The following is a 26,591-nucleotide window of genomic DNA, read 5'->3' as shown; positions in this document are numbered from 1 at the left end:
GCCGCGCTAGACGGCGGGGGTGAAGCCAGCCTCTACGATAGCGTCTGCAACAGCCTGGGTGTTGAGGGTGCCCTCGTGCTCAATGGTCACGGTGGAGACGCCGTCCTTGACGACGTCCACGGTCACGCCGGTCACGCCGGGAACTTCGCTGACCTCTTCGCTGACGCTCATAGCGCAGTGGTTGCAGGTCAGGCCGGTTGCCTTAACGGTGGTGGTGCTCATGATGATTTCCTTTCGGTAATGGGTTGAAAACTTGGGGCCGCCGAGGGGTTTGCGGCGCGTTTAGCTGCGCATGAGGCGGGAGATCGCGGCGGTTGCCTCTTTGACCTTGGCCTCTGCGATGGTCGGGTCGCCGGTGCGTTCGGATTCGACGGCGGCGCCGGTCACGCAGTGGCCGATGTGCTCTTCGAGCAGGTTCAGGGAGACGGCGTGGAGCGCCTTGGAGACCGCGGCAACCTGGGTGAGGATGTCGATGCAGTATTTATCTTCGTCGACCATGCGGGCGATGCCGCGGACCTGCCCTTCGATGCGGCGCAGGCGCTTGAGGTGCGCCTCTTTGTTGGAGGCGTAACCGTGCTGGGTTTCGGGCGCCTCGCCGCCGCAGCATGCGCCGGTGTGTGCCTTGGTGGGTTCCTCAGTGGGGGCGCCGGATGCGGTGCTGACCTGGTCGGATGTGCTGTGGCAGCACTGGTTGCTAGTGGTTTCCATGGCTTAAGTGTATACCCTATGGGGGTATACCGCAAGGGGGTGTTACGAGTTGTTACGCGGTATGGGGGCGGGGGTTTGTCGATAGGGGGATTCTTCGATAGGTTACGGCCCTTTCGATAGGTTAGTGACTTTAACGCGGGTTAAAGACCCACGGCAAAGACACTAACCTATCGAAAACCTCTGTCTAAAAAGCAGGCGGCCCCGGATGCACCAGGTAGGCGGGAACCGGTTGTGGTTTAGTTTTTTCGGTAATGAGTTAGTGACTTCGGGCTGGGATTTTAACCATTGCCAAAGACGCTAAGTCATGACCGAAATTGCTAAGTCATTACCAAATTTCCGCCCGTGTGGAGGAGCAGCCTCTGCAGATTTTGTGCCATGGTTTAGCGTCTTCTGCCATGGTTTTTAACTACGACCAAAGACGCTAACCTATGGCACAATTTTCGGCACACAAAAACAGGCGGCCCTGAATGTTCATACATTCCGGGCCGCCTGCTGCGGTTATTTATATGTTGGGATAGATCTGGTTTACATATCGGGCCAGTCGCGGTGTAGCGAATACTCCATATCCCCGTCACCGTTATCATTCAGGTGCCAACGCTGACCGGTACGAATATCGGCCTTGCGCAGACGCGGGTTCGGGTTGTCCTTCTTACCCATCGTGGGATCGTTCTTGCAACCCCAACGAGTGTCGTCATAGCTGCAGTCACCTGCCACGCGGCCCACATCAACCCACCACACACGAATCAGCAGCGGATCACTGGTCGCCTGCGGAGTCACCTCCATCATCTGCCACGGGCCCCCGTCCACGCGGAAACGAGCAGTGTAGTGCACGGTCGCATACGCATGGAAGTTACCCGAACGCTGGTAGGCGTAACTGGTTTCCGTTTGACGCGGACGCTCACGAGGGTAGGTGGTGACCGGTTTACCCGCGGTGTAGTGGGTTGCCTGGTCGCCGTTGCCGTATTCGATAACGTACGAGGAGGGCATGAGTTCAATTTCGACGTGTCCGGCGAGCATGTCTGCTTCGAGGCGGTAGGGGCCTCCGTCGTCGACGTAGAAGTTGACTTGGTCGCCCTTGTAGATGTTGGGGTCGCCTTCTGCCCTGCCGGTTCCTGCGGGGTTGTTGTAGGACTGGTGGAGGGTGGGCTTACCGGGTTCTAGCGATTGGGCAGCGTGAAGGATTTCCTCCATCATTTCTTCAAAGGTCGGACCGGTGGGACCTGGGCTGTCGGCACTGGTCAGGGTGCGAGTATCGTCGGGGACACAGGTTTCTGAGGTGCGGCTATATTTGCCAAAGCCGCCATCGATGTAGGTCCCATCGTCACGAGCGATGAGATTGTTGAGTTTTACGTGCCCAATTTTTCCGCCCTTACCTACGCAACCAAGAATATTAGAGTCACTTTTGGAACGAATTACGGTCATGCCGTTGGCGCCTTTGGTGGTGTAGGTGCTAGGTTCTGAATTTGATGACTGAGATGAATAGTCTTCCCCAGCAACATTCCCTCCGGTAGATTGATTACCGCCAGATTTGTTATTACTCTTTTGGGGCACCTGTATCTGGCAAATTTTTGCGCTATTATCCGAGGAACACTCGCTGGTATTTACAGCTGCTGTGGCAGAAATAGGAAAAGAAACAAGAAATAACAGAGCAAAAGTCTGTGATTTAAATATTTTATAATTTTTCATGCTCTTAGTCCTCAACAGGCTCATAATTCATAATTTCCCATTTCTGCCCGTTGTGTTTCAGCTCAAATTTGAAGGTGTCATCGGTTTTATCGTCATTGCTCCATTTGCGCCAGCTACCGTCGGATTCAACATAAGTCTCGTAGTCCCACTCGCGATAGGCTTTCCAGAAGTAGGTTTCACCATCTTCGGACCAAGGGTTACCGTCAGCTAGATAGTGGTTTATACCGCCAATGACCCATCCGCCTCTCTTGTAAAGGTCCTCGACGCCTGTATAGGCCTTACGTTCGTCTTCAAAAGTAGGGGACATGAACTTGAAAGCCATCGAGTAATCGCCAGTTTGAGTACCGTAATTACCCCACAAGATCCAGGCATCCATCGTCTTGCGCATGCCTTCCAACGACTTTTCGTTGTAGCCGTCCTCCGGAACGTTAGGCTTCGGTACATTCTGTGCCGGACCGTACTTATCCGCAGGGCGGTACTCGCCGTCAGGTGCCTTGGAGCCGCCCGAGTAGCCGCGGACAGTAGACGGGGTCGCACTCGCCGAAGGCGAGTTAGAAGTCGCCGCAGAAGCCGAAGCGGTCTCGCTCGGCGCCGCGGTTGCGGTGGCTGCCGCCTCATTATTTGCCTGCTGGCCGCACGCCGCAAGCAGGGCGCCAAGGCCCACAAGAGCGCCGCTACCCAGCAGGGTACGGCGATTGAAAATGGTCGAATCCATAGAAGATACGCTCCTATCGTCGGTGATGGTGTGTTGTTTAGTTACTAGTCGGGCCGCTTTTCACAGGTCAAACTGACCGCCGGAAGAAAACAGCCCCGTAGCGCGCCCATCAAGCGCATCAATGCGCTGTGGAACGCTACAGTTACCACCCTACCGCATGTTTGCCGTCGTTTGCATTCTTTTGAGGGTGGTGGCGGTGGTTGGCCATTATTTGGGCTTCTCAATGCTTTATGCATCAAATAATCTGCACTTGTGGAGGCGCTGCCTCTGCAGAATTTGTGCCATGGTTTAGCGTCTTCTGCCATGGTTTTTAACTACGACCAAAGACGCTAACCTATGGCAGAAATTTGGAACTCGTGACCGAATCTCCGGCTGCGCCAGGTAGGTGAGAGCTGGTTATGGGTTATGACTTAGCTTTTTCGTCGATAGGTTAGTGTCTTCACTGCGGGTTAAAGACCCACGGCGAAGACACTAACCTATCGAAAACCTCTGTCTAAAAAGCAGGCGGCCCCGAACGCGCACGCATCCGGGGCCGCCTGCTGCGGTTATTCAGACCCTACGAGGCAATCTTCGCGATCTGGAACATGGACGCCGGCATCGGGCGGTCCAGCGACCAGCGGATATGCATCGGCTTAGACCCCTCGTGAGAAATGTATTTCACGGTGCCCAGGCACATGTATGGGCTGGTGCCTATAGCATCTTTCTTGTTGCGGCGAACGAAAAGAACGATGCGGCGCCCCAACTCTTCATGATGCTGGAAGAGCTGACCCAGCTGACTTTCGGGAGTCGTTGCGTTCTGTGAATCCCACGCGAACTCCGAGGCGCTGATGGCGTAGTCCTTGTACATGGTGGTCGGTGAGAAGTGCTTCTCGGACTTCTCCAAATTCACTAGTAGTGCGGTGGTATTCGTCGGGTTGAAGGGTACGACACCGTTAACTGAGACGCCGGGGACCTTGAAGTTTTCCTCCTGACCACCCAGTCCGGCGAATAGTTCCTCGCGGGAGTAAAGGGCATGAGTGCGCAGGGGAATGCCTTCGCCCTCAAAGAGCGGTAGGGTGGAGACGGTATCCGTGGAGGTGTTGAAGTTCCAGACGCTCTCTATCTCTTGCAGCATGCCGCGGTTCTTACGCAGAGTCGTCAGGCCCTCGTCGAGGCTGAACTTCTCGGTGGAACCGTCCCACTTGGCCTTCGGCCAGATGGAGAACAGGAGCATCCATGCGTGGCGGCGCTGTTCGTCGGTCATGTCCTGTTCCAGGATGTCCGTGTTCAGCAGCTCCAGGTAGGCGTTAATGCGGAACGTATCGTGCACGTGCGTGAGCGCCTTGACGCGCTTATTCGTCTCGACGGATACGTTGTCGTGGAAGGGAACCACCAGGTCAGGGTACAGTCCACTCGCGGCCTTGAGGCTGGTCCAGGTCGTTGCGACAGGCTTAGTAATACCGGGCAGGGGCACCTTGCTGCTACGGCCGTAAATCTGGGGCAGACCCATGCTGTAGCGGTTGATGAAGTCCATGACGGTGGGGTCAATATCGGTGCCCGCGGAGTTTCTGCGCATATCTTCCAGGTAGCTCTTCGCGGTGTCGATAAGGGCACTCTGGTTCATGCGTAGGGACTCACGAATCTTCTGGATGACCTGCTTCTGGGTCAGCTCATCCAGGTGGAAGTGGCAACCGGCCGGCAGTTCGGGGCTCTTAATGTCCTGCTCGGTCAGGGCGCCCTGCCGCACAAAGGCGCGGTACTTACTGTGAACCATGAAGTTCTTATTCTGATGCCCCACAAAGTCGAGGACCGTCAGAACAGACTTCAACGGTGCACGGCGCAGACCGCGGCCCAGCTGCTGCAGGAAGAGTGTGAGCGACTGGGTGGGGCGCAGCATCAGGAGGGTGTCGACGCTCGGAATATCGACGCCCTCGTTGAACAGGTCCACGGTGAAGATCGTGGTCAGCTCGTGGGCTTCGTCTGCAAGGTTTTTCATGACCTCGGTGCGACGCTCAGCGGAGTCCGTACCGACCAAGAAGTCGGCGGGAATACCCACCTCGTTGAACTTCTGCGCCATGTATTCGGCGTGCTTCACGCTCACGCAGAAGCCGAGCGCCTTCATGCGCAGGGGGTTGTCGACCTTCTCGCGTAGCTCCTCCACGATGATGCGCAGGCGGCGTTCAGCCTCGCCCTTGGTGTACAGGTTTTCCAGGGCGTTTTCGTCGTATTTGCCGCTTCGAACGTCGATGCGGCGCAGGTCGGTGCCGTCGGCAATACCGAAGTACTGGAAGGGCACGAGGAGGTGGTCTTCGAGTGCATCCCACAGACGAATTGAGGTCGCCACGTAGCCGCCGAAGTACTTGTCGGCGATGTTCACCCCGTCTTCTCGTTCGGGGGTTGCGGTCAGGCCAATAAATTCGCGGGGCTCAAAATAGTTGAAAACTTTGTCCCAGCTGGCGGCCTTAATGTGGTGACATTCGTCCATGATGATGACGTCGAAATAGTCCGGTGCATAATTCTCAAGGGCAGCACCCGACAAAGTTTGAATAGTCGCAAAAACGGCCTCATTATATTCGGGCTTTTTGCCGCCGGTCAGGAGCTCACCGAAATTACCTTTAAGCATGACGTCGCCGAAAGTGCGGCGCGCCTGGTCAAGGATTTCTTTTCGGTGCGCAATGAAAAGCAGCTTCAGCTTTTTGCCGGACTGCTCGCAGAGGCGCCTGTAATCCAGGGCAGAGAATACGGTCTTGCCGGTGCCAGTTGCGGCCACGGCGAGGTTGCGGTGACGTCCCTTAGAACGAGCGTTCTGCATTTCTTCGAGCATACGCGCCTGATGCGGGAACGGGTGCACATCCAGCAGGGACGAGTCGATATCGTACTCCAGGCCCTTGCTCTTGCGGCCAGTAATATCCGCCTTGGCCAGGGCGGTGTCGAGTTCCTGTTTCTCCTGGTCAGTAGCGGTGTAAAGAGTGAAATCGCCGCTCTTCCAGTAGCTTTCAAACAGGCCTTCAAACTGGCGGATCAGGCCGGGCGTAATCGGGGTGGAGATACGCACATTCCACTCCAGGCCGTCAGTAAGCGCGGCACTGGACAGGTTCGAGCTACCCACATAGCCGGTGGACATGCCGGTATTGCGGTGGAACAGCCAGGCCTTCGCGTGCAGGCGAGTGCTGTCGCCCTGGTAGCTGATTTTCACCTCCGCACCGTACTCTTCGACGAGGCGGTCAATAGCCTTGCGGTCGGTCGCGCCCATATAGGTGGTGGTAATAATGCGGAAAGGAATACCGCGATTTTTAATAGCTTTAAGCTGCTCACTCAAACTATTAACGCCAGACATTTTAAGAAAAGAGCAGAGCAAATCTACACGGTCTGCGCTTTCTAATTCTTTCTGAATTTCAGTATTGAGATTCAGGTCTTTAGAAGTATTCGTCATCAGAGCAACATCGCTCAGAGGAATATCGGGGCGCGTAGTTTTTGCGTCAGTGAGGGTGAGCTCGCGCATCTGAATTACGTTGCTGTCATCATCGGTCAGCAACGAATCGTTCTGCTCGTCGGCCTCCTGCGGTAGGAGCTCCATCATGCGGTTGATGAGTTTCACCTGGTCAGCGGGGTTTTTGAGGCTTTCGAGGGCGGGGGCCAGTTGGGTGGCAAAGAACTGGGTGAGCAGTTCAGGGATGTTGTAGTCGTCCTTTTTGAGGATTTCTTCCTGCCATTGCGCGCCTTCGGGGATGGCACGGCCCATAAGCGAGGCGCTCTTGAGGTGTTCGTAGAGCCCCAGGGGGAGAGTTTCGTCAGTCGTGGTCATAGAAGCAGCCTAGCAGCCCGGGCGGTTTGGTGCTGCCCGGATGGTCACTGGCACGGGGTGGAGGCGGTGAAAGTCTGTAATTACAAAAATTCTCTACCCCGCCTCCTCCATGAATTCTTCCTCGAAAAGCCACATGTGTTTCGAGAAGCCACTTAACTTGTTGCTTTTCGAAACACATGTGGCTTCTCGGCGTATAAAAAACAGCACATAAAAACCGCCCCGTCCACCGCACCCACACGGGGGTGCAGCGGCCGGGGCGGCCTCATTCAGCGGTCAAAAACCGGCTTACGCCAGCCTCAGAGTCGCTACGCTAAAACCGGTTTACAGGCTCTGTGCCTGAATTGCGGTGATCGCAACGGTGTTGATGATGTCCTCAACGGTGGTACCGCGCGACAGGTCGTTCACGGGCTTACGCAGACCCTGCAGAACCGGGCCCACAGCGGCAGCACCCGAAGACTGCTGAACAGCCTTGTAGGTGTTGTTACCGGTGTTCAGGTCGGGGAAGATGAACACGGTAGCCTGACCAGCGACCTCGCTGCCGGGCAGCTTGGTCGACGCAATGGACATGTTCGATGCAGCGTCGTACTGGATCGGGCCCTCAACCGCGAAGTCGGGGTTCGATGCGCGCACGAGCTCGGTTGCCTCACGCACAACGTCCACGTCTGCGCCAGCGCCGGAGGTGCCGGTCGAGTAGGACAGCATAGCAACCTTGGGGGTGACGCCGAACTGACGTGCAGTCTCTGCGGATGCCTTCGCGATGTCGGCCAGCTGCTCTGCGTTGGGGTTCGGGTTCACTGCGCAGTCGCCGTAGACCAGAACGCGGTCTTCCATCAGCATGAGGAAGACGGAGGACACGATCTTGGTGCCGGGGCGGGTCTTGATGAACTCGAGCGAGGGGCGGATGGTGTTCGCGGTGGTGTTCACAGCACCGGAAACCATACCGTCGGCAATGCCCTTGTAGACGAGCATGGTGCCGAAGTACGAGGGGTCGGTCATGCGCTCGCGAGCAGCCTCAATGGTGACGCCCTTGTGCGCACGCAGCTCAGCGTAGGTTGCTGCGAAGTCCTCGGTGTACTCGTTGTTCTCGATGTCGATAATGCGGATCGAGCTGGGCAGTTCGATACCCTCAGCCTGGCAGATTTCTGCGATCTTGGCGGGGTTACCGAGCAGGATCAGGTCGCAGAAGTCGCGGCGTGCAATGATCTCGGATGCACGCAGGATTCGCACGTCGTAACCCTCGGGCAGGACCACGGAGCGGCGGTTTGCGCGTGCGGTCTCGATGAGGTTGTGCAGGAAGCGCAGCGGGGTCATGGATGCGGGGCGCTCAATTTCGAGGCGTGCGAGCAGTTCGTCCTTGTTGACGTGCTCGTCCCAACCGCCCATTGCTGCTGCGAGCTTGCGCTGGTGGCCGCTTTCGAGGGCGCCACGGACGCGGGAGACTGCGCGTGCAGACTTGAAGGTGTCCTTGGTGGTGGACAGCACGGGGAACGGTGCGTTGTCGATGAGGGAGCCGACTGCGGTGTTCTTGCCGGGCAGTGCGTCCAGGCCGCCGGTGAGCAGCACGCCGGAGGGTGCCGGGAAGGTCGGTGCCAGTGCGGATGCGAGGGTTGCGGCCACGATGTCTGCACGGTCGCCGGGGACGATGACGAAGTCGCCGTCGACGAACTGGTTCAGGAAGTTGGAGACGTTCATTGCTGCGACCTTGATGCCGTGGATGTCGCGGCTGAGGTCTTCTGCCTTGATGCCTTCGGTGTCGAGCTTGAGGGCCTCGGCAACTTCACCGACGGTGGGTGCGTTCAGCTCGGGGATTTCGGGCAGTACGTAGACGGGCAGGTTTGCGTCGCCGCGCTTGACGGACTTCTCGATTTCGTCGCGCAGTTCGGGTTCTGCGCGGCCGACGATGATTGCGAGCAGGTCTGCCTTGGATGCGAGCAGCTCGGTGCGTGCCACGTCAACGGCGGTGACTGCTTCTTCGACGGTTGCTTCCTGCGCACCGACGATAGCGACGACGGGCAGGCCCAGGTCGCGTGCAATCTGGACGTTCAGGTCGAACTCGACGGAGAGCGCGTTAGCGGGCAGGTAGACGCCGTCGACGATTACGACGTCGCTGTTGGCTGCGACCTTTTCGTAGGCGGAGACTGCGCGTGCGGAGATCTCTTCGGTGTCGCCATCTGCGATGAGTGCGAGGGCGTCGGTCATGGAGACTGCGCCGCCGACCTGCTCCTCAGCGAGGCCGAAGTGCTCACGGATGAGGCGTGCTACGGGGTCGTCAGAGATGGTTGCGCCGTCGAAGACGGGGCGGAAGAAGCCGACGCGGTCTGCGCGCTTGATGAGGGAGTCTGCTAGGCCCAGGGCGACGAGGGACTTGCCCGAGTTCTGGGACATAGCGGAGAGGTAAAGACCGGTGGTCATAGTTTTACTTTCCTTCTATGCGGATGTTCGGCGCTGGGTCCCGCGGCTGCGCAGGGGTGTATGTGCTCCTGTGCGCGGGTGCGTCGAGCTTATAGGTCATCTTCTATCTTAAGGCGTTGTGGGGGTGGCGCCTAACAGGGTGTGCGGTGCGCTGCGTCATGTGGGCGGGCTGTTCCCCTGTTTGGGTGTGCGGTTTAGGGGTTGAGGATGCGCGTGTATCGTACGCTGCGGCCGGGCGCCCAGATGCCGCGTGCCTCAAATTCGATGCTGTCGCGCTGGTAGCCGAGGTGCTCGTAGAAAGAGAGTGCTCGTTCGTTTTCGTTTAGGACCCACAGGTAGGAGTTCTCATCCGGGTAAATCACGGACTCGTAGAGCGCCCGGCCGAGCCCGGTGCCGTGCGTGTGGTTGAGCGTGTACAGGTGCGCGAGCTTGCGGGTGCCCGCGGGTAGCTCGGGCATGGAATCGGCGCGTTCGAGCTCCCAATCGGAAGGCTCGCACAGGGAGAGCGCCAGGCCGACCGGCTTATCCCAGTCGATCTGTGCGCCGATGGAGCAGGAGAGCCCGCTCTCGGGGGTCCAGCCGGGCACCTCGTAGGCGAAGAAGCCGCGCACGGTGGGGGAGGAAATGTGGCGGCGGAAGTCTTCAAGGTATTCGCCACGTTCGGCGCGGTGGCGGGCGGTGAAGCTCTCCCCGAGCGTGTCGAAGTACAGCGGGTCGTAGGTTTGCTCCATGCAGTCCAGCTGCAGGTTCACGTATTTTTCGGCGTCGGTCGGTTCAATCGGTGCGAGCGCGTAGCGGCCCTGACATACAAATCCCATGGGTTCTAGTCTACTCAGCCGGTTTCTGCGGAGGCGGGTGCGGGCGGGTGCGTACGCTAGGGGCGTGCGGGCTGTCGGCTAGTCTAGTCAGCTAGGCTAGTGGGTATGGCGAAAAAGAGCAGGGCACCCAAGAAATCCCAGAAGACCCAGAAGGCGCAGAAGAACCAGAAGAACCGCATCGACGATACCGAGAACACCCCCGTGCAGGGCGCGGCGGCAGGCGTGTACCCGATTTCTACGGGTGAGGCGGAGCTCGTCCCCGACGGCTACCACGCCGACGGCTGGCTGTTGCTCATTAATGGTGTGCAGTCTTCCCACGTGATTGTGGGCGAACCCCGCCAGCTGGATTTTGAGTACATGCGCTGGATTGCGGCGGTCGTCTCCTCCCACGTGGAGGAGCACCTGGATGCCGCGAAGCTGCGCATCACCCACCTGGGCGGCGGTGCGTGCTCCATGGCGCGCTATTTCGCCGACCTGTACCCGACCAGCCGCAACACGGTCGTTGAGCTGGACGCCAAGCTCGCCGAGTACGTGCGCACCTGGTTCGACATCCCCAAGGCGCCGCGCGTGAAGATTCGCGTAGGCGAGGCGGGGGCCGTCACCGCGACCTTCGCGCCTGCATCCCGCGACGTGCTGATTCGTGACGTGTTCGCCGGGGACACCACCCCCGAGGCGCTCACCACCGTCGAGTTCACCCGCACCGTCGCCGAGTCCCTGGCACCCGGCGGCCTGTACATCCTAAACTGCGGCGACGGGCCGGCACTGACCGGTGCCCGCGCCGAGGCCGCCGCACTGCTCGAGGTGTTCGAGTACGTGTGCATCGTGGCGGATTCGGCAATGTTGAAGGGCCGCCGCCGCGGCAACGTCATTATCGCCGGTTCGCACGCGCCCCTGCCGGAGGCGGGCTCCGTGCAGGCTGCCGCAATCGCCCGCGAGCTCATGGGTGGAGGCGTGCCCGCCCAGTACTGGGACACCGCGCGGGTACGCCAGTTCGTGAGGTAGCGGTTTTGGCGGTAGCTTACGTTCTTCAGTAATGACTTAAATTTTTCGACCATAGGTTAGCGACTTTGGTAGGGGCTTTTAACTACCGCCAAAGACCGTAACCTATGGCCCAATTCGGCGCCCTCTCCACGGCAGACGCTACTATAGTGGCATGCGATACACCTACCTTGGCCCCTCCGGCACCTTCACCGAATCCGCCCTGCTGAGCGTCCCCGGCGCAGCCGACGCCGAACGCATCCCCGCCACCAGCGTGCCCGACGCGCTCGCACGCCTGAACGCGGGCGAGGCGGACGCCGCCATGGTGCCCATCGAGAACTCTGTGGAGGGCGGCGTGAGCGCCACCCTGGACGCGATTGCAGCCAGCGAGGGTGTACGCATTATTCGTGAGGTGCTCGTGCCGATCCGCTTCGTGCTGGTCGCCGCAAAGCCCATCAGCATTGAAGACGTCAAGACCATCTCCACCCACTCACACGCCTGGGCGCAGGTGCGTGGCTGGGCGCAGGATAACGTACCCACTGCAGCGTACCTGCCCGGTTCCTCCACCGCAGCGGCGGCTGTCGGCCTGCTCGAAGAGGGCTGCACCTACGATGCGGCAATCTGCTCCCCGGCGCTGCTCGCCTACCACCCCGAACTGCACGTGTTGCAGGACAACATCGGCGACAACAAGAACGCCGTGACCCGCTTCGTGCTACTCTCCCGCACCGCCGACATCCCCGAACCGACCGGCTCCGACAAGACCACCCTGACCGTGCCGCTGCCCACCAACCGCGCCGGCGCCCTGCTCGAACTGCTCGAACAGTTCTCCGTGCGCGGCGTGAACCTCTCCCGCATCGAATCTCGCCCCACCGGTGAGGGCATGGGCTCCTACTCGTTCAGCATCGACGCCGACGGCCACATCTACGAGGCACGCATGCGCGATGCACTGCGCGGCCTGCACCGCGTCTCCCCGACGCTGAAGTTCCTCGGCTCCTACCCGCGCGCCGACCACGAAAATACCGAGGTCGACAGCATCCACTCCGACGGCTCCTTCGACGCCGCGCACGAGTGGGTCGAGTCGCTCTTCCCGAACGGCCGCCCCGCACAGCTGCAGCGCCACTAGCGCAAACCCCGCCCACAACCCACCGCAAGATTAGGTAGGATAAAACAGTGATTGATATTAACCTCCTCCGCGAAAACCCCGACGTCTTCCGCGCCTCCCAGCGAGCACGCGGCAAGGACGAAACCCACGTCGACCGCATCCTCGAAGCCGACACCGCGCGCCGCGCACTCATCGGCGAATACGAGAACCTGCGCGCCGAACAGAACGCATTCGGCAAGAAGGTCGCCAAGGCACCCAAGGAAGAAAAGCCCGCCCTCGTCGCACAGGCGAAGGAACTTGCCGCCCGCGTCAACGAAGCAAAGGCAGCCTCCGAGGCGAAGACCGCCGAATACGAGGAACTGATCAGCAGCATCGAAAACCTCATCATCGACGGCGTACCCGTCGGCGGCGAAGACGACTACGTAGTCGTCAAGAAGGTCGGCACCCCCCGCGACTTCACCACCGAAGGCTTCGAACCGCGCGACCACCTCGAAATCGGTGAACTCGTCGACGGTATCGACATGGCACGCGGCGCGAAGGTCTCCGGCGCACGCTTCTACTTCCTCAAGGGCCAGGTAGCACGCCTCGAACAGGCACTCATGTGGATGGCGCTCGACCTCGCAACCGAGCACGGCTTCACCATGATGACCACCCCCACCCTGGTACGCCCCGAAATCATGAACGGCACCGGCTTCAACGTCAAGCACGACGACGAAATCTACCGCCTCGAACGCGACGACCTGTACCTGGTCGGCACCTCCGAGGTGGCGCTCGCCGGCTACCACACCGACGAGATCCTCGACTTTGAGAAGGGCGCGAAGAAGTACCTGGGCTGGTCCTCCTGCTACCGCCGCGAGGCTGGCTCCGCAGGTAAGGACACCCGCGGCATTATTCGTGTGCACCAGTTCAACAAGGCTGAAATGTTCGTGTACTGCCCCGTTGAGCAGGCAGAAGAGATGCACGAGAAGCTGCTCGCCCTCGAAGAGGAAATGCTGCAGCGCTGCGGCCTCGCATACCGCGTGATTGACACCGCTGCAGGCGACCTGGGCACCTCCGCCGCCCGCAAGTTCGACTGCGAGGCGTGGGTCCCCACCCAGGGCACCTACCGCGAGCTGACCTCCACCTCGAACTGCACCACCTACCAGGCGCGCCGCCTGAACATTCGCGAGCGCACCCCGGACACCGTGGACGAGGCAGGCAACGTGCGTAAGGGCCGCACCCGCTCCGTGGCGACCCTGAACGGTACCCTGGCGACGACTCGCTGGGTGGTTGCCATCCTGGAGACTCATCAGCAGGCAGACGGTTCTGTGCGTATTCCCGAGGCTCTTCGCCCGTACATGGGTGGCGCCGAGGTTATCCCCGCAGTAGCTGCTGAGTAATCTCACAACCAGCTGAAAAACCCGCTCACCGCGTAAACGGTGGGCGGGTTTTTGCGTGGGCGGGTAGTCTAAGAGTTATGCCTCTTTACCGTAAGCTCCTTGGTGTTTCCGCGGCGGCCTCGCTACCTGCCTTCTCGAGTTTTCTCCGCGCATGCGGGGATGGGCCCGACCTCCAAGCCCGTTTTCCGAACGACGAACTTATTAACGAGGCCGTACACCTGAACTCGAATACCGAATGAATGGAAACGTAATGGTGATCAATCACAAGCGACGGGGCGAAGCACAGAGCGCTCCTAGCCTGCATCTGAGAGACATGCCCATCGAGCACTTGTATGCGCGCTATCAAAAGATAGCGCGGAACCTGCCGAGACGGATCCGCTGGCTTGCTTTGATATTCGCGCCAACGAGCACGAGTTTCACCGTCTTCACCGCTGGCCTACTGAATGTTGCAGGGGCTCTGATGATTACGGCAGGTATCGGTCAGGTAACGTCAGGTGAGAGGACCCCAGGCAGTGCTATTTGGTTACTCATCTTCGCTTTCCTGGCTGAAAGCCTAGGGTACTGGGTGAAGGAACGCCAAGAGCTTATTCTCACGATCGCGGTTCGACAGCTTACATACCGCCGTTTCCGGGACATCTTTAGTAGGTCATCCCATCCGCCGGAAGCTCACGGGCATGTTCTCACATACCCAGGACAGATCAGCCAGTTTGCCTTCGTTGTTGATTTCGCCGTTTCAACCGTTCAGATTATTGCCTTTCTCGCGGTTTCGCTCGCGCTATATGGTGCAAGCGGCGCCATCGCTGCGTTGCTCATCACTGGATTGGTATTCGTCAGCGTCCGTCTCATCAACTTGGTGGGCCGACTATGGGAACAGTACGTCGCTCTAGAGGGAGAGCGTAGGCAGTGGATCCAGCGTGTAGCAAACGCGCTGCCTCGAGGGCATAGCATCCCCAGCTGGGGTACCGCCCTGGACAAGGTCGCTAGCATCCGAAACACCGAAGAGCAGCTTCTGCACAGACGAGTCCCGTTGCAGATCCTGAATGGATTCCTTGAACGGGGAGCACTAACTGCGGTGCTCGCTGTGGTTGCGGTTCTCGGCGCGTGGCTCTGGCCATCCGCTCATTTCGGTATTGGAATTATTTTGGCAGCCCGCTACCTGTACGCAGCGGTGCAGAACAACATCGTAAACTATCGGGTTATTCGGCTCGCTGTGCCAATGATGCGTGAGCTCGACAAGCTCGAGTCGTCTCCAAATTGCACGGTTAAACAGCAGGACTGGGTGGGGCAGCCTTCAAAATCTAGAGAGGTGCTTGCAGCTACGTCTGAGCGCGCTGAAGCATTGCGCACATCCGTGACCACCCCCGATTCTGCTTTCGTACCACGCAACCCGGAAGTGTCCCATTCGGTGTTGTCAGCGTGGCGAGCTTCTGCTTCGCCACATCAGGTATCCCGGTTCACTAGCCTCGCTTTAGATATGGGGCTCACTGAGGATGTGATCGGGCGGTTCTGGCAAGACGCAACAACCTTGTCGTCAGGAGAGAGACACCGTGCTGCTGTCGCTCTCGTTTTGGCAGACAAACCGGACTGGCTAATTTTGGACGATACGTTCGCGGCGCTTGATCCTGTAACACGAGAAGTGGTTGCCGAGAGAATCTTAGAGTGCGTGCCAACGTGCACACTTCTGGCAAGCTCGGAGGAGTACGTACCGAGTGCCTTCACCTCCGGCAATGATGCGAGGGTAGACCTTCTTGAGTTGCAGGCTCATAGCCCCGGGGCAGCTAAGGAGGCAGATGCTGGTTCGACGGATGTGAGCGAGGGACAGGACCTTCCTGACCCTGAGCCGAAGCGTGCCACATTCCGACGATCGGCCCTGTTGTTGTTTGGACCGCATTTGGTGTGGATTACGTGTGGCGCCCTACTCTTGAGCGGATCCGAAGTTGCTTTTGCATTGACGATTGCTCACAGTGATGGGCTGTCTGCTCAGGTTGCTGGAGTGTCAGCTGCTTGCGCACTGGCAGCAATTGTTGGGTCCGTCATGTTCTTTGGCCCGCTCTACTGGGCTCCCATCGCTAGGCTGAGCGATTTGCACGACCGGGTTATACGCAGGCTCGATCGATTCGCTAGTCCTAGAACAAGCGGTGCGGTCATGGGGCGGATGGGTGAAGACTTCTCCGACCTTCAGATGTCGGTGCCTAGCGCCCTGGGTTCGGTATTTATGGTCATTCTACAGACCTTTATGCTCATCGGAGGCGCAGTGGCCGGCGCCCCGCTGTTCATAATCGTTGTGTTGGCGGTAGCACCCCTAGCGATGCTTGCTATGCGTCAGGGTTCAAAGTGGATTCTCCCTGCCTCGACGACGGCTGCCAATCGCCGAGGTGACTTCATCGGGGTGGCTGGTGCCCAGGCTGGCTTACACGCTGCGCCCGTCAGTGCAGGGCTGCGTCGGGCTGGAGAAGAAGCCTACGCTCATTCGGAGGCTGCATACGTCAGCAGCTCGATTCAGTTGGCGAACGCCTACGCACTGCGTACGGGACTGATCCAGTTGCTTGTGTTGTCACTGAATGTTTCTGCAGTGGGATTGGCACTGATGGTCGAAGGATCGAACTCAGTGGTTGCTCCCGCGGTCGTAATATATTTTGCAGTAACTCTGTCATCTGGCATCCAATCTACGGTGGAGACGCTGCAACAGGTTGGTGTAGTCAGCTTGACTGCGGAGCGTGTTCGGATGCTTGAAGAGTACCGGGCCGACCGTTCTTATCCGCCCGTGCGGTCTGCTGACCTGGCTCTGCTTGAGAGCGTTCTTGACTCTGGGTGTTCTATGGTTGCCTTGATTGGACCAACTGGCGCGGGGAAGTCCGTCATGCTTGATGCTCTATACCGCCGGTATCCCCAAGGCGAAGTGGTAATCGTACCAGATATCGATCCGTTCGCATCTGAAGCATCGAATTCGAGCGGGCTCATGCTTGCGCGTTCCGTGCTACGTGAAGGCGCTGCCCGGCTTGTGCTGCTTGATGAGACCTTGAAGGGTCTCACTCCGTCAGAGGAACGCGCTGAGCTCGAATCGATGGCGTGCGCTATCGAGGGCAGTGACAAGCAGGTTGTGATTGTCCTTCACTCGCGCTCTAACCTTGCTTGGTTCAAAGAAGTGGTGAATTTAGATGCGTGAGCTGACCCAAGTACTACGTTTTTCTCCATGAACTATCGAGGACGAAATGTGAATCTATAGGGCCAAACCTTATAGCCTGGACCGATTCGTCGGTGGCACTTCTAAACGAGTACGGCGCCATACTGTGCACACCTGACCGCGAGGCGACACCGCTGGACTTACCTGAGGCTCCAGGCTCGTTACCTCGCCTGATTCGGAAGCCTCTTGAGTGCTCGCGCGCTCGCACCCGGCTCCCTCATCTGTACATGGGTGGTGCCGAGGTTATCCCCGCAGTAGCTGCTGAGTAAGGGGTTGTCCGCCCGCTAAGGCGTATCAAAACCAGCTAAAAAACCCGCCCACCGCTTAAACGGTGGGCGGGTTTTTGTGTAGGCGGGTAGTCTAAGAGTTATGCCTCTTTACCGTAAGCTCCTTGGTGTTTCCGCGGCGGCGGCGTTGACCGCCTCCGTCACTCGCGCCCGTAAAAACGCGCGCCGACGCGCTATTGAACTGGGTGCGCCCTTCGGCGTTCTGCCGAGCCTGCCCGCCGGTGAGGCGCAGCGCGTGGGCGTGGTGTACAACCCGAGCAAGCCCGGCGCTGCGCCGGCTATCGAGATTCTGGAACGTACCCTCGCGGCGAACGGCCACCCGCAGCCGCTGGTGCGCACCACCCGCGTGGACGAGCCCGGCTCAGAGGCCGCCCGCGAGCTGATTGCCGAGGGCGTTGACCTGCTGATTGCTGCCGGTGGTGACGGTACGGTGCGTGCCGTGGCGGCGGCGCTGGCGCATCATGAGGGGCGTAAGCCGCGCCTGGGTATTCTGCCGATGGGTACCGGCAACCTGCTGGCGCGCAACCTGTACATTCCGGTCAGTGACGTGGCGGCGTGCATTGATATTGCGCTCAACGGCGCGGGTCAGGCCGTTGACGCGATTGAAATGACGACGACGAGCGCCCCCGGCGAAGAAACCGAACACACGTTCTTTGTGATGAGTGGTGCCGGCTTTGATGCGCTCGTCATGAACGACACGAACGAGGAGATTAAGGCGAAGTTCGGTTGGGTGGCGTACGTGCAGTCCGGCATGAAACATATGCTGGGCAGGTCGCATCCGGTGAGTATCAGCGTGGATGGTGGGGAGCCCCGCATCCTGCCGATGCGTTCGGTGCTGATTGCGAATTGTGGCCGCCTGCAGGGCGGTATTCGTCTGGCGGATATGACGGATGTGAATGATGGCAACCTTGAGGTGATTGTGGCGTCCCCGCGTGACCTGGTGGAGTGGGGCCTGTTGATGGCGAAGGTTACGCGCCGCACGATTTTGGGTTCGCCGCGTATTGAGTTGCCGGTGATTCGTCACCTGGTGGGCTCTGAGGTGGTGTTGGAGTTCCCGGACGGTGCGCAGCCTGTTGAGGTGGATGGCGACCCGGCACCGTCGGCGTACCGCATTAGCGCACGTGTGCTGCCTGCCGCCGTGGAGGTGGCGGTTCATCCGGACGTGCTTTAGCTGGCGTGGCGAAGGTATTGGGAGGCCTCCCAGCACCCCGAACACCTATATGTGACCTGGATTATGAAAGAAATCGCGGATTTTTTCACTATTTCCTGAAAATCAGGAGGATAATGAAAAAAACCGCGATTTTTTACACTATCAAGGAGGGCACACGTGAGCACCACCGGCACAAGGTACCGCACCCTCAAAAGCATCTTCCACGAACGCGGCAAAGCCGCCGCACAAACCGAACTGCAGGCACGCCGCAACGGCCACTCCACCTACCTCCTCAACGAATTCACGGTAGGGAAGCACCCCCTGTTCTACATGGCAGACCGCACCGCGCTCGCATCCTTCGAACGCATCATGCGCCGTGAACGGCGTATCGAACAGCTGAGCTCCCAACTGCCCAGCATCGCCATGCGAAGCTACCTACTCGACCTGGCGGTGCGCAGCATCGTGGCGTCCGACCGCATCGAGGGCGTACACACCACACGCCAGCTCATCTCTGAGGCGCTCACCTCCGGCGATAGTGAGGACCCCCGCGCCAAGCGAGCCGTCGAATTCGTGAACCTCCTCAAAGACCTGGGGGCGGGTAGCCCGCCCTCCACGGTTGAGCAGGTGCGCAGCCTCTACGACACGCTCCTCGAAGGGCACCTCGCCGAAGAAGACCGCCCAGACGGGGCGCTATTCCGCACCAAACCCGTGGTTATTCACGACAACACCCGCGAAATTCACCGCGCCCCCGACAGCGAAACAACCATCACCGCCAACGTGCAGGCGGCGCTCGACCACGCCCTCGACCCGAACGTGCCGGCGCTATTCTCCGCGATCGCCGCGCATTTCATGGTGGAATACACACACCCTTTCTACGACGGCAACGGTCGCCTGGGCAGGTACCTGCTGGTGTCTCACCTGGGGCAGACGCTCACCCGGCTGACGACCCTCACCCTGCCGAGCACGCTCAACATTCAGAAGAGCCGCTACTACAAGGCGTTTAGCGCGGCGGAAGAACCCCTCAACTACGGTGAGGTGACAGGTTTTCTGCATGTTTTTTTGGGGCTGATTGAGCAGGCTCAGGGGCATCTGGAAGACGAGCTGGAGGCGCGTGACCGTGCGTGGCGTGCCCTTGGCAGGCGTATCGCTGAGCTGGAGGGTAGCCACGCCTGGGCGGGCGGAACCTCCGGGCTGACTTCGAAGAAGCGTGATGATGTCCTGCGGCTGCTGTACCTGCTGGGGCAGGTGCATATTTTCCGTGCGCCGGTCGCGCCTACCTCAAGCGAGCTACAGGAGGCGCTGGGTGTTACGGCGCCGACTCTGCGCGATAGGCTCAAGCTGCTGCAGGGGCTTGGTTTTGTTGAGGGTGTGAAGGCGGGCCGCACGATGCGCTGGTCCCTCACCGAGGCGGGAACCGCCCTGCTGGGCCTGCCTGCCGTGGAAGACGACGAAGACTAGCCCACGAGCATAAGGACTACGAGCATAAGAAACAGGGGAGGGGCCGCACCGGAATGCGTCCCCTCCCCTGAGCTGTAGTTAAACAGAAAAGGCACCCCGTAAGGTGCCTTTATGTGTCAGGATCGTCAAGAACGGCCAGAATCCTCCAGCTTTCATACCTTGACGCCTTCATCCCTGGGCCCGGAGGGCGGTAACTATCGTTTTATCCTGACAACCCCCACTATACGGAGGTTATACCTACCCCCGCAAGCGTTTCAGTCACGCACGGTCGGGGGCCTAGTTTCGGCGCACAAAAAAGGCACCCTCAGCGGGTGCCTTATGCGCAAGGTCCGTAGCTTCGACCAGGATCCACCGGTACACCCCGCTACGGCTCACCCAGTATACCTCCTCGCCTTGCGGCGAATACGTCAGGGTTCTTGTGTTACCTTGCTAGTTCCAACTATACCTAAGCTCTGAAAACACCACCAGTAATTAGGTCATACCTTAAACCTATCCTCCAGGCGTTCTCTCCACCCCACCCAACGCGCGCCTCCTGCCCCCGTTAATGCTCTGATACCGCCCGCGATAAAACCCCCGTTAAAAACACAGTCGGGACCGTCTCGCACGCAGGCTCGAAAAGTGCGAGAATGGAACGAAAAGAAAACTACGAAAGAGATACTTTCATGCTTATTCTCGTTGTGAACGCTGGTTCTTCCTCCCTGAAGTACCAGGTGCGTGACACCTCCCTGCCCGAGGCAGAGCAGATGCTGACCTCCGGCCTCGTCGAAAACATCGGCACCGACGTCCCCAACCACGAAGTCGCATTCGACATCATGTCCGAGAAGCTCGAGCCCGTCCTGCACGGCCGCGAGCTGCAGGCAGTCGGCCACCGCGTGGTGCAGGGTGCAGAGAAGTTCACCCACCCCACTCTGCTGACCGAGGAAGTTGTCCAGCAGATCGACGACCTCTCCCCGCTGGCACCGCTGCACAACCCCGCACACGCTCAGGGTATGCGCGCAGCAATGCACAAGTGGCCCTCCCTGCCGCAGGTTGCTATCTTCGACACCGCGTTCCACTCCACCATGCCTGAAGAAGCATGGCGCTACGCAATCCCCTACGACCTGGCTGACAAGTACAGCATCCGCCGCTACGGCTTCCACGGCACCAGCCACGAGTACGTCTCCCACGTTGCAGCTGACATGCTCGGCATTGCACGCGACGAGTTCAACGGCATTGTCGCTCACCTCGGTAACGGCGCGTCCGTGACCGCTGTGAAGGGCGGCAAGTCCGTCGACACCTCCATGGGCTACACCCCGCTGGCTGGCCTGATCATGGGTACCCGCTCCGGCGACATTGACCCCTCGGCGCTGACCACCATCCTGTCCCGTGAGGGCATTGACGGTGAACGCCTGGACACCATCCTGAACAAGGAGTCCGGCCTGCTCGCACTGGCTGGCTCCAACGACATGCGTAAGGTCGTTGAGGCTGCACAGTCCGGCGACGAGCGCGCACAGCTCGCACTGGACATGACCTCCTACCGCCTGATGAAGTACATCGGCGGCTACAACCTGGTTGTTGGTGGCGCGCAGGCACTGATCTTCACCGCTGGTATCGGTGAGAACTCCGGCGACTTCCGCAAGCTGGTCCTCGACCGCCTCGGCGCACTGGGCATCAAGTACAACGAGGAAGAGAACGCTAAGCGTTCCCCCGAGCCCCGCGTGATTTCCACCGAGGATTCCGCTATCAAGGTGCTGGTCATCCCCACCAACGAGGAGAAGGCTATCGCTGAGGCTACCGAGGAACTCGTCAAGAGCCTCTAAGCCCCACGCACCCCGCCGTGTAGGCGGTACAGCGTAACGTGATCCGCCGTGGTGCCCATTCTGTATGGGTGCCGCGGCGGATTTCTTTATGCTCGTCTTATGCCCGCGAGGCGGCGCGCTCCTTACACTGTGGCGCACTGTAGCGTCGCGAATGGGCATTCTATGAGAAAAAGCGTATTCACATTCACTAGTAAGTGCCCAAAAACGATAGAGTGGAATCAGATAACACTCGATACGAAGCGGACGAGACATGACTCAACCTCCTGAAAACCACCAGCAGCCCGGCGGTCAGTTCAACGCCCAGCCCGGCCAGCAGGCATTCCGTGCCCCCGGTGAGCCCCTCCCGCAGGACCTCTCCGCCGGCTGGCTCCCCGAAGACGAGCGCCAGAAGCCGGTCAGCCCCCTGCCCCAGCCGAAGCTCTTCGCCTACCAGTCGATGCTGCCGCCGAAGGTGCTGCACGCGCTGCGTCACCCCTCCGAAATTCCGTGGCTGGTCGCCGCCTACGCGGTTACCGCGGTCGGCTACATTGTGCTGTTCATGGCGCTTGCCGACCTGTTCAGCTCGATGATGCGTTACCTCTTCAGCTCAACCGGTGAAGGTTCGGTTCGAGTACCTTCTTCCGGTAGCACCTCCGCGAGCCTGGAAGACCTGATTTTCCAGACGGTTGGCTTGCTCATCCTGGGTCCGATTGCCGTCTTTATCGTTCGTGCAATCTACTACGCGCAGCAGCGTGTTCACGGTGTGCGCATCACCCCGACCCAGTTCCCCGAGGCGTACCAGATGCTTGCCGAAGCAGCTGAGGCTGCGGGCCTGCGCCGCGTGCCGGATGCGTACGTCATCCTCGGTAACGGCACCATGAACGCTTTCGCGGCAGGTCACGGCTTCCGCCGCTACATCTGCCTGTACTCCGACCTGTTCGAAATCGGTGGTAAGTCCCGCGACCCGCAGGCGCTGCGCTTCATTATCGGTCACGAGGTTGGCCACATCGCCGCAGGTCACGTCGGTTATTTCCGTCTGATTTTCACTACGCTGTTCAACCAGATTCCGGTGCTGTCGAGTGCGCTGTCCCGCTCGCAGGAGTACACCGCCGACAACTTCGGCTACCGCTTCTGCCCCGAGGGCGCTGAGGGTGCTGTCAAGGTGCTTGCGGCTGGTAAGTACCTGAACAAGCAGGTCAACTTCGATGAGCTTGCCGACCGTGCGGTGACCGACCGCGGCCTTGCCGTCTGGTACGTGAACCTGCTGGCAAGCCACCCCATTCTCACCTGGCGTGCGCACGCGCTGCGTGACCGCACCCAGCCCGGCCGCCTGTTCTGGCGCCCAACTGAGAACCCGGTCAAGGACTCCGCACCGCGCGTTCCGGTCCTGATTCCGGCATCTGAGCCGGTGCACATGTGGCCTGACCCGATTCAGTCCACCGAGTTCATGCGTGAGCACCAGGACGCGTGGGCTGACCACACCCTGGAGACCGTGGACGTGTACCCCAAGCCTGAGAATGCCCCCGAGTTCGATGCGAACTCGACCCTGTTCGCTGGCTGGCTCACCGAGCAGGCTCGTGCCTTCCACGGTCAGCGTTGGGATGCGTACGCTGCCGCTGGTGGCATGCCGGCACCGGGTGCGCCCGGTGGCCCGCAGGCGCCCGCACCGGGTCAGCCGTCTTACGGTCAGCAGCCCGGCTTCGGTCAGCCTGCCGCAGGTCAGAACGGTGCAGCCCAGAATGGTGCAGGCCAGCCTGCACCTGAGCAGCCCTCTAATGGCCAGTCTGCTCCCGAGCAGTACGGTTACGGCCAGTACGGTAGCGGCTCCTCTGAGGGTGGCTCGTACGGTCAGGGTTACGGCTTCGATAGCGATAAGAAGTAGTTCCTGAGAAGCAGTTCCTGAGCTACAGGCCCAAGAACCTTTGAGAACCCGTCGGGGTGCCTAATGCGCCCCGGCGGGTTCGGTCGTTAAGCCCAGTTACCCGATAAGCCCGGTCCCGCCTCCTGCACATTCCTAAGCTCTCCCCGCGTGACCCCCAGGTGAGAAGATGTGCCCGCCCCAGCATCCGCCGCGGGGTGCAGTTCTAGAATGGAAACCATGCTTTCATCACTTCGCTCCATCAAACTCGACCCGCTGCTGACCATGCTCATTAGCGCGGTCATCCTCGCAATTATTGTGCCGGCGCGCGGCGACTTCGCCGAATGGTTCAGTACCGGCACGAAGTTCGCGGTCGCCCTGCTGTTCTACCTGTACGGCGCTCGCCTCTCCACCGCGGAGGCGATTCGCGGCCTGACCCACTGGCGTCTGCACCTGATGATTCTGAGCTGCACGTTCGTGCTGTTCCCCCTGGTTGGTTTGGCGCTTTCTCCGCTGCGTTTTGTGCTCGGTGATGGGCTGTACATGGGCATTCTGTTCTTGACCTTTGTGCCCTCGACCGTGCAGGCATCGATCGCGTTTACGTCCATTGCGGGCGGTAACGTGGCTGCGGCGATTGTGAGTGCTTCGCTCTCTTCGATTGTGGGTGTGGTGGCGACCCCGCTGCTTGCCATGCTGCTGATGAACACGGGCCATATTGAGTTCTCCGGAACGGTCTTCCTGGACATCGCCGTTCAGCTGTTCCTGCCGTTCGTGCTCGGTCAGCTGACGCGCCGCTGGGTGGGGGAGTTCGCTAAGAAGCCGACGACCAAGTGGCTGGATAAGTTCTCGGTCATGATGATTGTGTATTCGGCGTTTTCCGCTTCGGTGGTGCAGGGTGTGTGGACGCGCGTGGCGTGGTGGCAGATTGTGCTGCTGGTCGTGCTCATGGCGATTATTGTGGTGTTCATGCTGTGGCTGACTGACCAGTTGGCTAAGCGTCTGGGCTTCAACCGTGCCGACCGCATTACGATTCAGTTCTGCGGTTCGAAGAAGTCGCTGGCGGCTGGCCTGCCGATGGCGATCATTATTTTTGGTGCGGGCTCGCTGGGTCTGATGATGCTGCCGATCATGATTTTCCATCAGGTTCAGTTGATGATTTGTACCTGGCTCGCGGGCCGCTATGCGCGCCTGGATGTGGTGGGTGCCGCCTCCGCGAAGGAAGTTCAGTAGGGGCTTGAATCCTATCTGCTGGGGTTGCTTGCCGGGTGTCTGTTAGAAGTGTCTGCCGGGGTGCTCGCCAGGGTGCCTAGTGGGCTCTCTGGCGGGTGCTATTGGGGGCCTCTGAGTCTGTGAGATAAGCCTCTGATGAGGGGTTTTAATGGGGGACTTTGGGTCGTATCAATCGGTTTATGAAGTGATTTGGCGCGCACTGCCAAAAATTCCCTGACTAGTGCATTTATGTGCAAAATGTGGTATTTGTACTGGTCAGTTGGGTTTTTGTGGGGTATGTGCACTCTATTGCATAAAAGTGACCGAGGAGACAATCAACACTATCGGGCGTTGAGCGGCGAAAAAGCCCCAAATTTGCCCTAGAATGTTTTGTCGTGGGTTAGACAGATTCGCATCCTGTATGCAAGAATTTATGACTCACATGGGAACGGTTGAGATTCACTCCCTCACACCGCCCACGAGCGTTGATGTAGCGGATTCACTCCCCGCCCGCATCCCACATCGGAAGAGATTCACTCACTCAACCGGAAGGAAGCTCAAAACCACTTATTCACTCAAACACAACTGGATACACTCAGCTTAATGACGCGCTTAGATTCCATCTATGCGCTAATCGCTGTTTGTATCCGCCAAGAAAGAGGACACTCCATGGCTACCATCATGAGCGTGAACGTATGCGATTCCAAGTACAACGCTGACCCCACCGGCGTACGAGATTCCACTAGTGCTATCCAGAAGGCTATCGATGATGTTGCTGCGCAGGGCGGCGGCTCCGTGGAGATTCCCGGCGGCATGTACCGCGTCTCCTACCCCTTCATCGAAATGAAGCACCGCGTCGAGATCTTCGGCCACGGTCAGGCAACCCGAATCGTCGCTTTCACCGACAAGAGCATCCCGTCGTCTAAGAACGGTAGCTACGAATGCACCGGCGTTTTCCACACCGGTAGCTACACCACCCCCATGAGCGGTGGCACCAACCAGAACAAGCCCATGCGTATGGGCGTGCGTGACCTGTTCATCCGCACCAACAAGTACAACCTGCCGCTGGATTCTAAGAGCAACCAGATTTTCCTGGAGAAACACACCCAGCCCGTCGACAATGTTGCAGGCGTCATCTTCCACACCCGCATTGCGGACGCTAACCCCGGTGAGCCGGACGCAGTTCCCACCCTGTCCAACATCGAAATCTGGGACACCGCCATTGGCGTTGCGATCCTGGGCCTGGACGACCAGGGCATGAAGATTGACAAGCTGCGCATCCGCCAGACCCTGCGCCAGGGCCTGCTGGTCGGCAAGCCTGTCGGCCACCCGCTGCGCCCCCGCGAGGGTGACACCCCCGGCGCGGCAGATAACAAGTTCTCCATGATTGACGTCTCTGACGCAAACATGAGCTTCGGCACCTACGCGGGTATCGAGATTTACACTTCTCAGTCCAAGTTCGAGGCGTCCACCAGCTGGTTCAACAAGCGCAACCAGGGTAAGAACGCCCTGTACGAGGTGAAGACCCGCCACGTGGGTGCAGGCTGGTTTATTCAGGGCACCCGTAACATGTTCATTGGCTGCACCGCCCAGGAGAACGCCGGTCACGGCTGGCTCGTGGAGTGGGGCAACAACCAGTTCATTGGTTGCCTGGGTGAGTCTTCGAGCTTCCAGGACGCTGTTACCGGCGCTGCTCGAGGCGACGAGGCGGCGAACTGGTACATTGGCCGTAACGCACGCGGTAGCCGTTTTGTGGCTCCTCGTTCGCACAACCCTTACAGCTGGGCGAAGGCTTCCCTGTACGGTTTCTACATTGAGAACAACATTCGCGATATGCACATTACGACTGCATCTGCGAAGGATGACCGTATTGGTGAGAACAACATGATTGGCCGCCGTGTTCACGTGACCGGTGCTATGGGCGATAACGTGCTCATTGAGGTGGATCATATTCGCCACGCGACTTTCGCGCCGAAGCAGCTGGAGAAGCGCGGCAACGGTGTGTTCATGGGCTAACCCTCACGGGTTAGGCTCTGCGAGCTGAGGCTCGTGATCACAAAATCTTAAAATGCATACGCCTGAGGG

At 59.4% G+C, this 26,591-nt stretch carries 17 protein-coding genes; 10 read left to right on the top strand and 7 right to left on the bottom strand.

Annotation, left to right across the window (positions count from 1 at the left end):
* Positions 1-6 precede the first annotated feature (6 nt).
* The 7 genes from AB8C10_RS00885 to AB8C10_RS00855 all read right to left on the bottom strand — a co-directional run bounded on the left by AB8C10_RS00885 (position 7) and on the right by AB8C10_RS00855 (position 10,123).
* A complete protein-coding gene (locus AB8C10_RS00885; protein WP_044150011.1) occupies positions 7-222 on the bottom strand; it encodes a heavy-metal-associated domain-containing protein in 216 nt (71 codons plus the stop codon).
* A 60-nt stretch (positions 223-282) separates the two neighbouring features.
* Positions 283-708, bottom strand: a complete 426-nt coding sequence (locus AB8C10_RS00880; protein WP_368866536.1) for a metal-sensitive transcriptional regulator — start codon at positions 706-708, stop codon at positions 283-285.
* A gap of 525 nt (positions 709-1,233) precedes the next feature.
* Positions 1,234-2,130 (bottom strand): peptide ABC transporter ATPase, encoded by an 897-nt coding sequence (locus tag AB8C10_RS00875; RefSeq protein WP_368866535.1) that lies wholly within the window; start codon positions 2,128-2,130, stop codon positions 1,234-1,236.
* A gap of 268 nt (positions 2,131-2,398) precedes the next feature.
* On the bottom strand, positions 2,399-3,109 hold the full coding sequence (locus AB8C10_RS00870) for a DUF6318 family protein (protein WP_368866534.1): 711 nt from the start codon (positions 3,107-3,109) through the stop codon (positions 2,399-2,401).
* 556 nt (positions 3,110-3,665) lie between these two features.
* On the bottom strand, positions 3,666-6,893 hold the full coding sequence (locus AB8C10_RS00865; protein WP_368866533.1) for a DUF3427 domain-containing protein: 3,228 nt from the start codon (positions 6,891-6,893) through the stop codon (positions 3,666-3,668).
* Positions 6,894-7,214: 321 nt separating this feature from the next.
* Positions 7,215-9,305, bottom strand: coding sequence for a phosphate acetyltransferase (gene pta / locus AB8C10_RS00860; RefSeq protein WP_368866532.1), 2,091 nt, complete (start codon positions 9,303-9,305; stop codon positions 7,215-7,217).
* 194 nt (positions 9,306-9,499) lie between these two features.
* A complete protein-coding gene (locus tag AB8C10_RS00855; RefSeq protein ID WP_368866531.1) occupies positions 9,500-10,123 on the bottom strand; it encodes a GNAT family N-acetyltransferase in 624 nt (207 codons plus the stop codon).
* A gap of 105 nt (positions 10,124-10,228) precedes the next feature.
* Here AB8C10_RS00855 and AB8C10_RS00850 point away from each other — a divergent pair, with 105 nt between their 5' ends.
* From AB8C10_RS00850 to AB8C10_RS00805, 10 genes are all read left to right on the top strand, one after another.
* Positions 10,229-11,125 carry a spermidine synthase gene (locus AB8C10_RS00850; protein WP_368866530.1) on the top strand — a complete coding sequence of 299 codons (897 nt, stop codon included), beginning with the start codon at positions 10,229-10,231 and terminating at the stop codon, positions 11,123-11,125.
* A 151-nt stretch (positions 11,126-11,276) separates the two neighbouring features.
* Positions 11,277-12,224 (top strand): prephenate dehydratase, encoded by a 948-nt coding sequence (gene pheA / locus AB8C10_RS00845; protein WP_368866529.1) that lies wholly within the window; start codon positions 11,277-11,279, stop codon positions 12,222-12,224.
* A 47-nt stretch (positions 12,225-12,271) separates the two neighbouring features.
* Positions 12,272-13,582 (top strand): serine--tRNA ligase, encoded by a 1,311-nt coding sequence (gene serS / locus AB8C10_RS00840; protein ID WP_368866528.1) that lies wholly within the window; start codon positions 12,272-12,274, stop codon positions 13,580-13,582.
* A 250-nt stretch (positions 13,583-13,832) separates the two neighbouring features.
* A complete protein-coding gene (locus AB8C10_RS00835) occupies positions 13,833-16,748 on the top strand; it encodes a hypothetical protein (protein WP_368866527.1) in 2,916 nt (971 codons plus the stop codon).
* 387 nt (positions 16,749-17,135) lie between these two features.
* Positions 17,136-18,224 carry a diacylglycerol kinase family protein gene (locus tag AB8C10_RS00830; protein ID WP_368866526.1) on the top strand — a complete coding sequence of 363 codons (1,089 nt, stop codon included), beginning with the start codon at positions 17,136-17,138 and terminating at the stop codon, positions 18,222-18,224.
* Positions 18,225-18,380: 156 nt separating this feature from the next.
* On the top strand, positions 18,381-19,661 hold the full coding sequence (locus AB8C10_RS00825) for a Fic family protein (RefSeq protein WP_368866525.1): 1,281 nt from the start codon (positions 18,381-18,383) through the stop codon (positions 19,659-19,661).
* A gap of 662 nt (positions 19,662-20,323) precedes the next feature.
* On the top strand, positions 20,324-21,460 hold the full coding sequence (locus tag AB8C10_RS00820; RefSeq protein ID WP_314938142.1) for an acetate/propionate family kinase: 1,137 nt from the start codon (positions 20,324-20,326) through the stop codon (positions 21,458-21,460).
* 250 nt (positions 21,461-21,710) lie between these two features.
* On the top strand, positions 21,711-23,321 hold the full coding sequence (locus AB8C10_RS00815) for a M48 family metallopeptidase (protein WP_368866524.1): 1,611 nt from the start codon (positions 21,711-21,713) through the stop codon (positions 23,319-23,321).
* A gap of 207 nt (positions 23,322-23,528) precedes the next feature.
* On the top strand, positions 23,529-24,527 hold the full coding sequence (locus AB8C10_RS00810) for a bile acid:sodium symporter family protein (RefSeq protein WP_439958514.1): 999 nt from the start codon (positions 23,529-23,531) through the stop codon (positions 24,525-24,527).
* 648 nt (positions 24,528-25,175) lie between these two features.
* A complete protein-coding gene (locus AB8C10_RS00805; protein WP_044150026.1) occupies positions 25,176-26,522 on the top strand; it encodes a glycosyl hydrolase family 28-related protein in 1,347 nt (448 codons plus the stop codon).
* Positions 26,523-26,591 lie beyond the last annotated feature (69 nt).

Origin of the sequence: Rothia mucilaginosa (assembly GCF_964210535.1) — a bacterium.
Classification (GTDB): Bacteria; Actinomycetota; Actinomycetes; order Actinomycetales; family Micrococcaceae; genus Rothia; species Rothia mucilaginosa_F.
This window is presented reverse-complemented; position numbering and strand designations above follow the sequence as displayed.

What these genes read in the sequence shown, in the direction of transcription:
- AB8C10_RS00805 (WP_044150026.1), top strand. Translation starts at nt 25,176, where the DNA reads ATGGCTACCATCATGAGCGTGAACGTATGCGATTCCAAGTACAACGCT.
- AB8C10_RS00875 (WP_368866535.1), bottom strand. Translation starts at nt 2,130, where the DNA reads ATGACCGTAATTCGTTCCAAAAGTGACTCTAATATTCTTGGTTGCGTA.
- pta (WP_368866532.1), bottom strand. Translation starts at nt 9,305, where the DNA reads ATGACCACCGGTCTTTACCTCTCCGCTATGTCCCAGAACTCGGGCAAG.
- AB8C10_RS00865 (WP_368866533.1), bottom strand. Translation starts at nt 6,893, where the DNA reads ATGACCACGACTGACGAAACTCTCCCCCTGGGGCTCTACGAACACCTC.
- AB8C10_RS00870 (WP_368866534.1), bottom strand. Translation starts at nt 3,109, where the DNA reads ATGGATTCGACCATTTTCAATCGCCGTACCCTGCTGGGTAGCGGCGCT.
- AB8C10_RS00830 (WP_368866526.1), top strand. Translation starts at nt 17,136, where the DNA reads ATGCCTCTTTACCGTAAGCTCCTTGGTGTTTCCGCGGCGGCGGCGTTG.
- AB8C10_RS00885 (WP_044150011.1), bottom strand. Translation starts at nt 222, where the DNA reads ATGAGCACCACCACCGTTAAGGCAACCGGCCTGACCTGCAACCACTGC.
- AB8C10_RS00810 (WP_439958514.1), top strand. Translation starts at nt 23,529, where the DNA reads ATGGAAACCATGCTTTCATCACTTCGCTCCATCAAACTCGACCCGCTG.
- AB8C10_RS00820 (WP_314938142.1), top strand. Translation starts at nt 20,324, where the DNA reads ATGCTTATTCTCGTTGTGAACGCTGGTTCTTCCTCCCTGAAGTACCAG.
- pheA (WP_368866529.1), top strand. Translation starts at nt 11,277, where the DNA reads ATGCGATACACCTACCTTGGCCCCTCCGGCACCTTCACCGAATCCGCC.
- AB8C10_RS00835 (WP_368866527.1), top strand. Translation starts at nt 13,833, where the DNA reads ATGGTGATCAATCACAAGCGACGGGGCGAAGCACAGAGCGCTCCTAGC.
- AB8C10_RS00855 (WP_368866531.1), bottom strand. Translation starts at nt 10,123, where the DNA reads ATGGGATTTGTATGTCAGGGCCGCTACGCGCTCGCACCGATTGAACCG.
- AB8C10_RS00815 (WP_368866524.1), top strand. Translation starts at nt 21,711, where the DNA reads ATGACTCAACCTCCTGAAAACCACCAGCAGCCCGGCGGTCAGTTCAAC.
- AB8C10_RS00880 (WP_368866536.1), bottom strand. Translation starts at nt 708, where the DNA reads ATGGAAACCACTAGCAACCAGTGCTGCCACAGCACATCCGACCAGGTC.
- AB8C10_RS00850 (WP_368866530.1), top strand. Translation starts at nt 10,229, where the DNA reads ATGGCGAAAAAGAGCAGGGCACCCAAGAAATCCCAGAAGACCCAGAAG.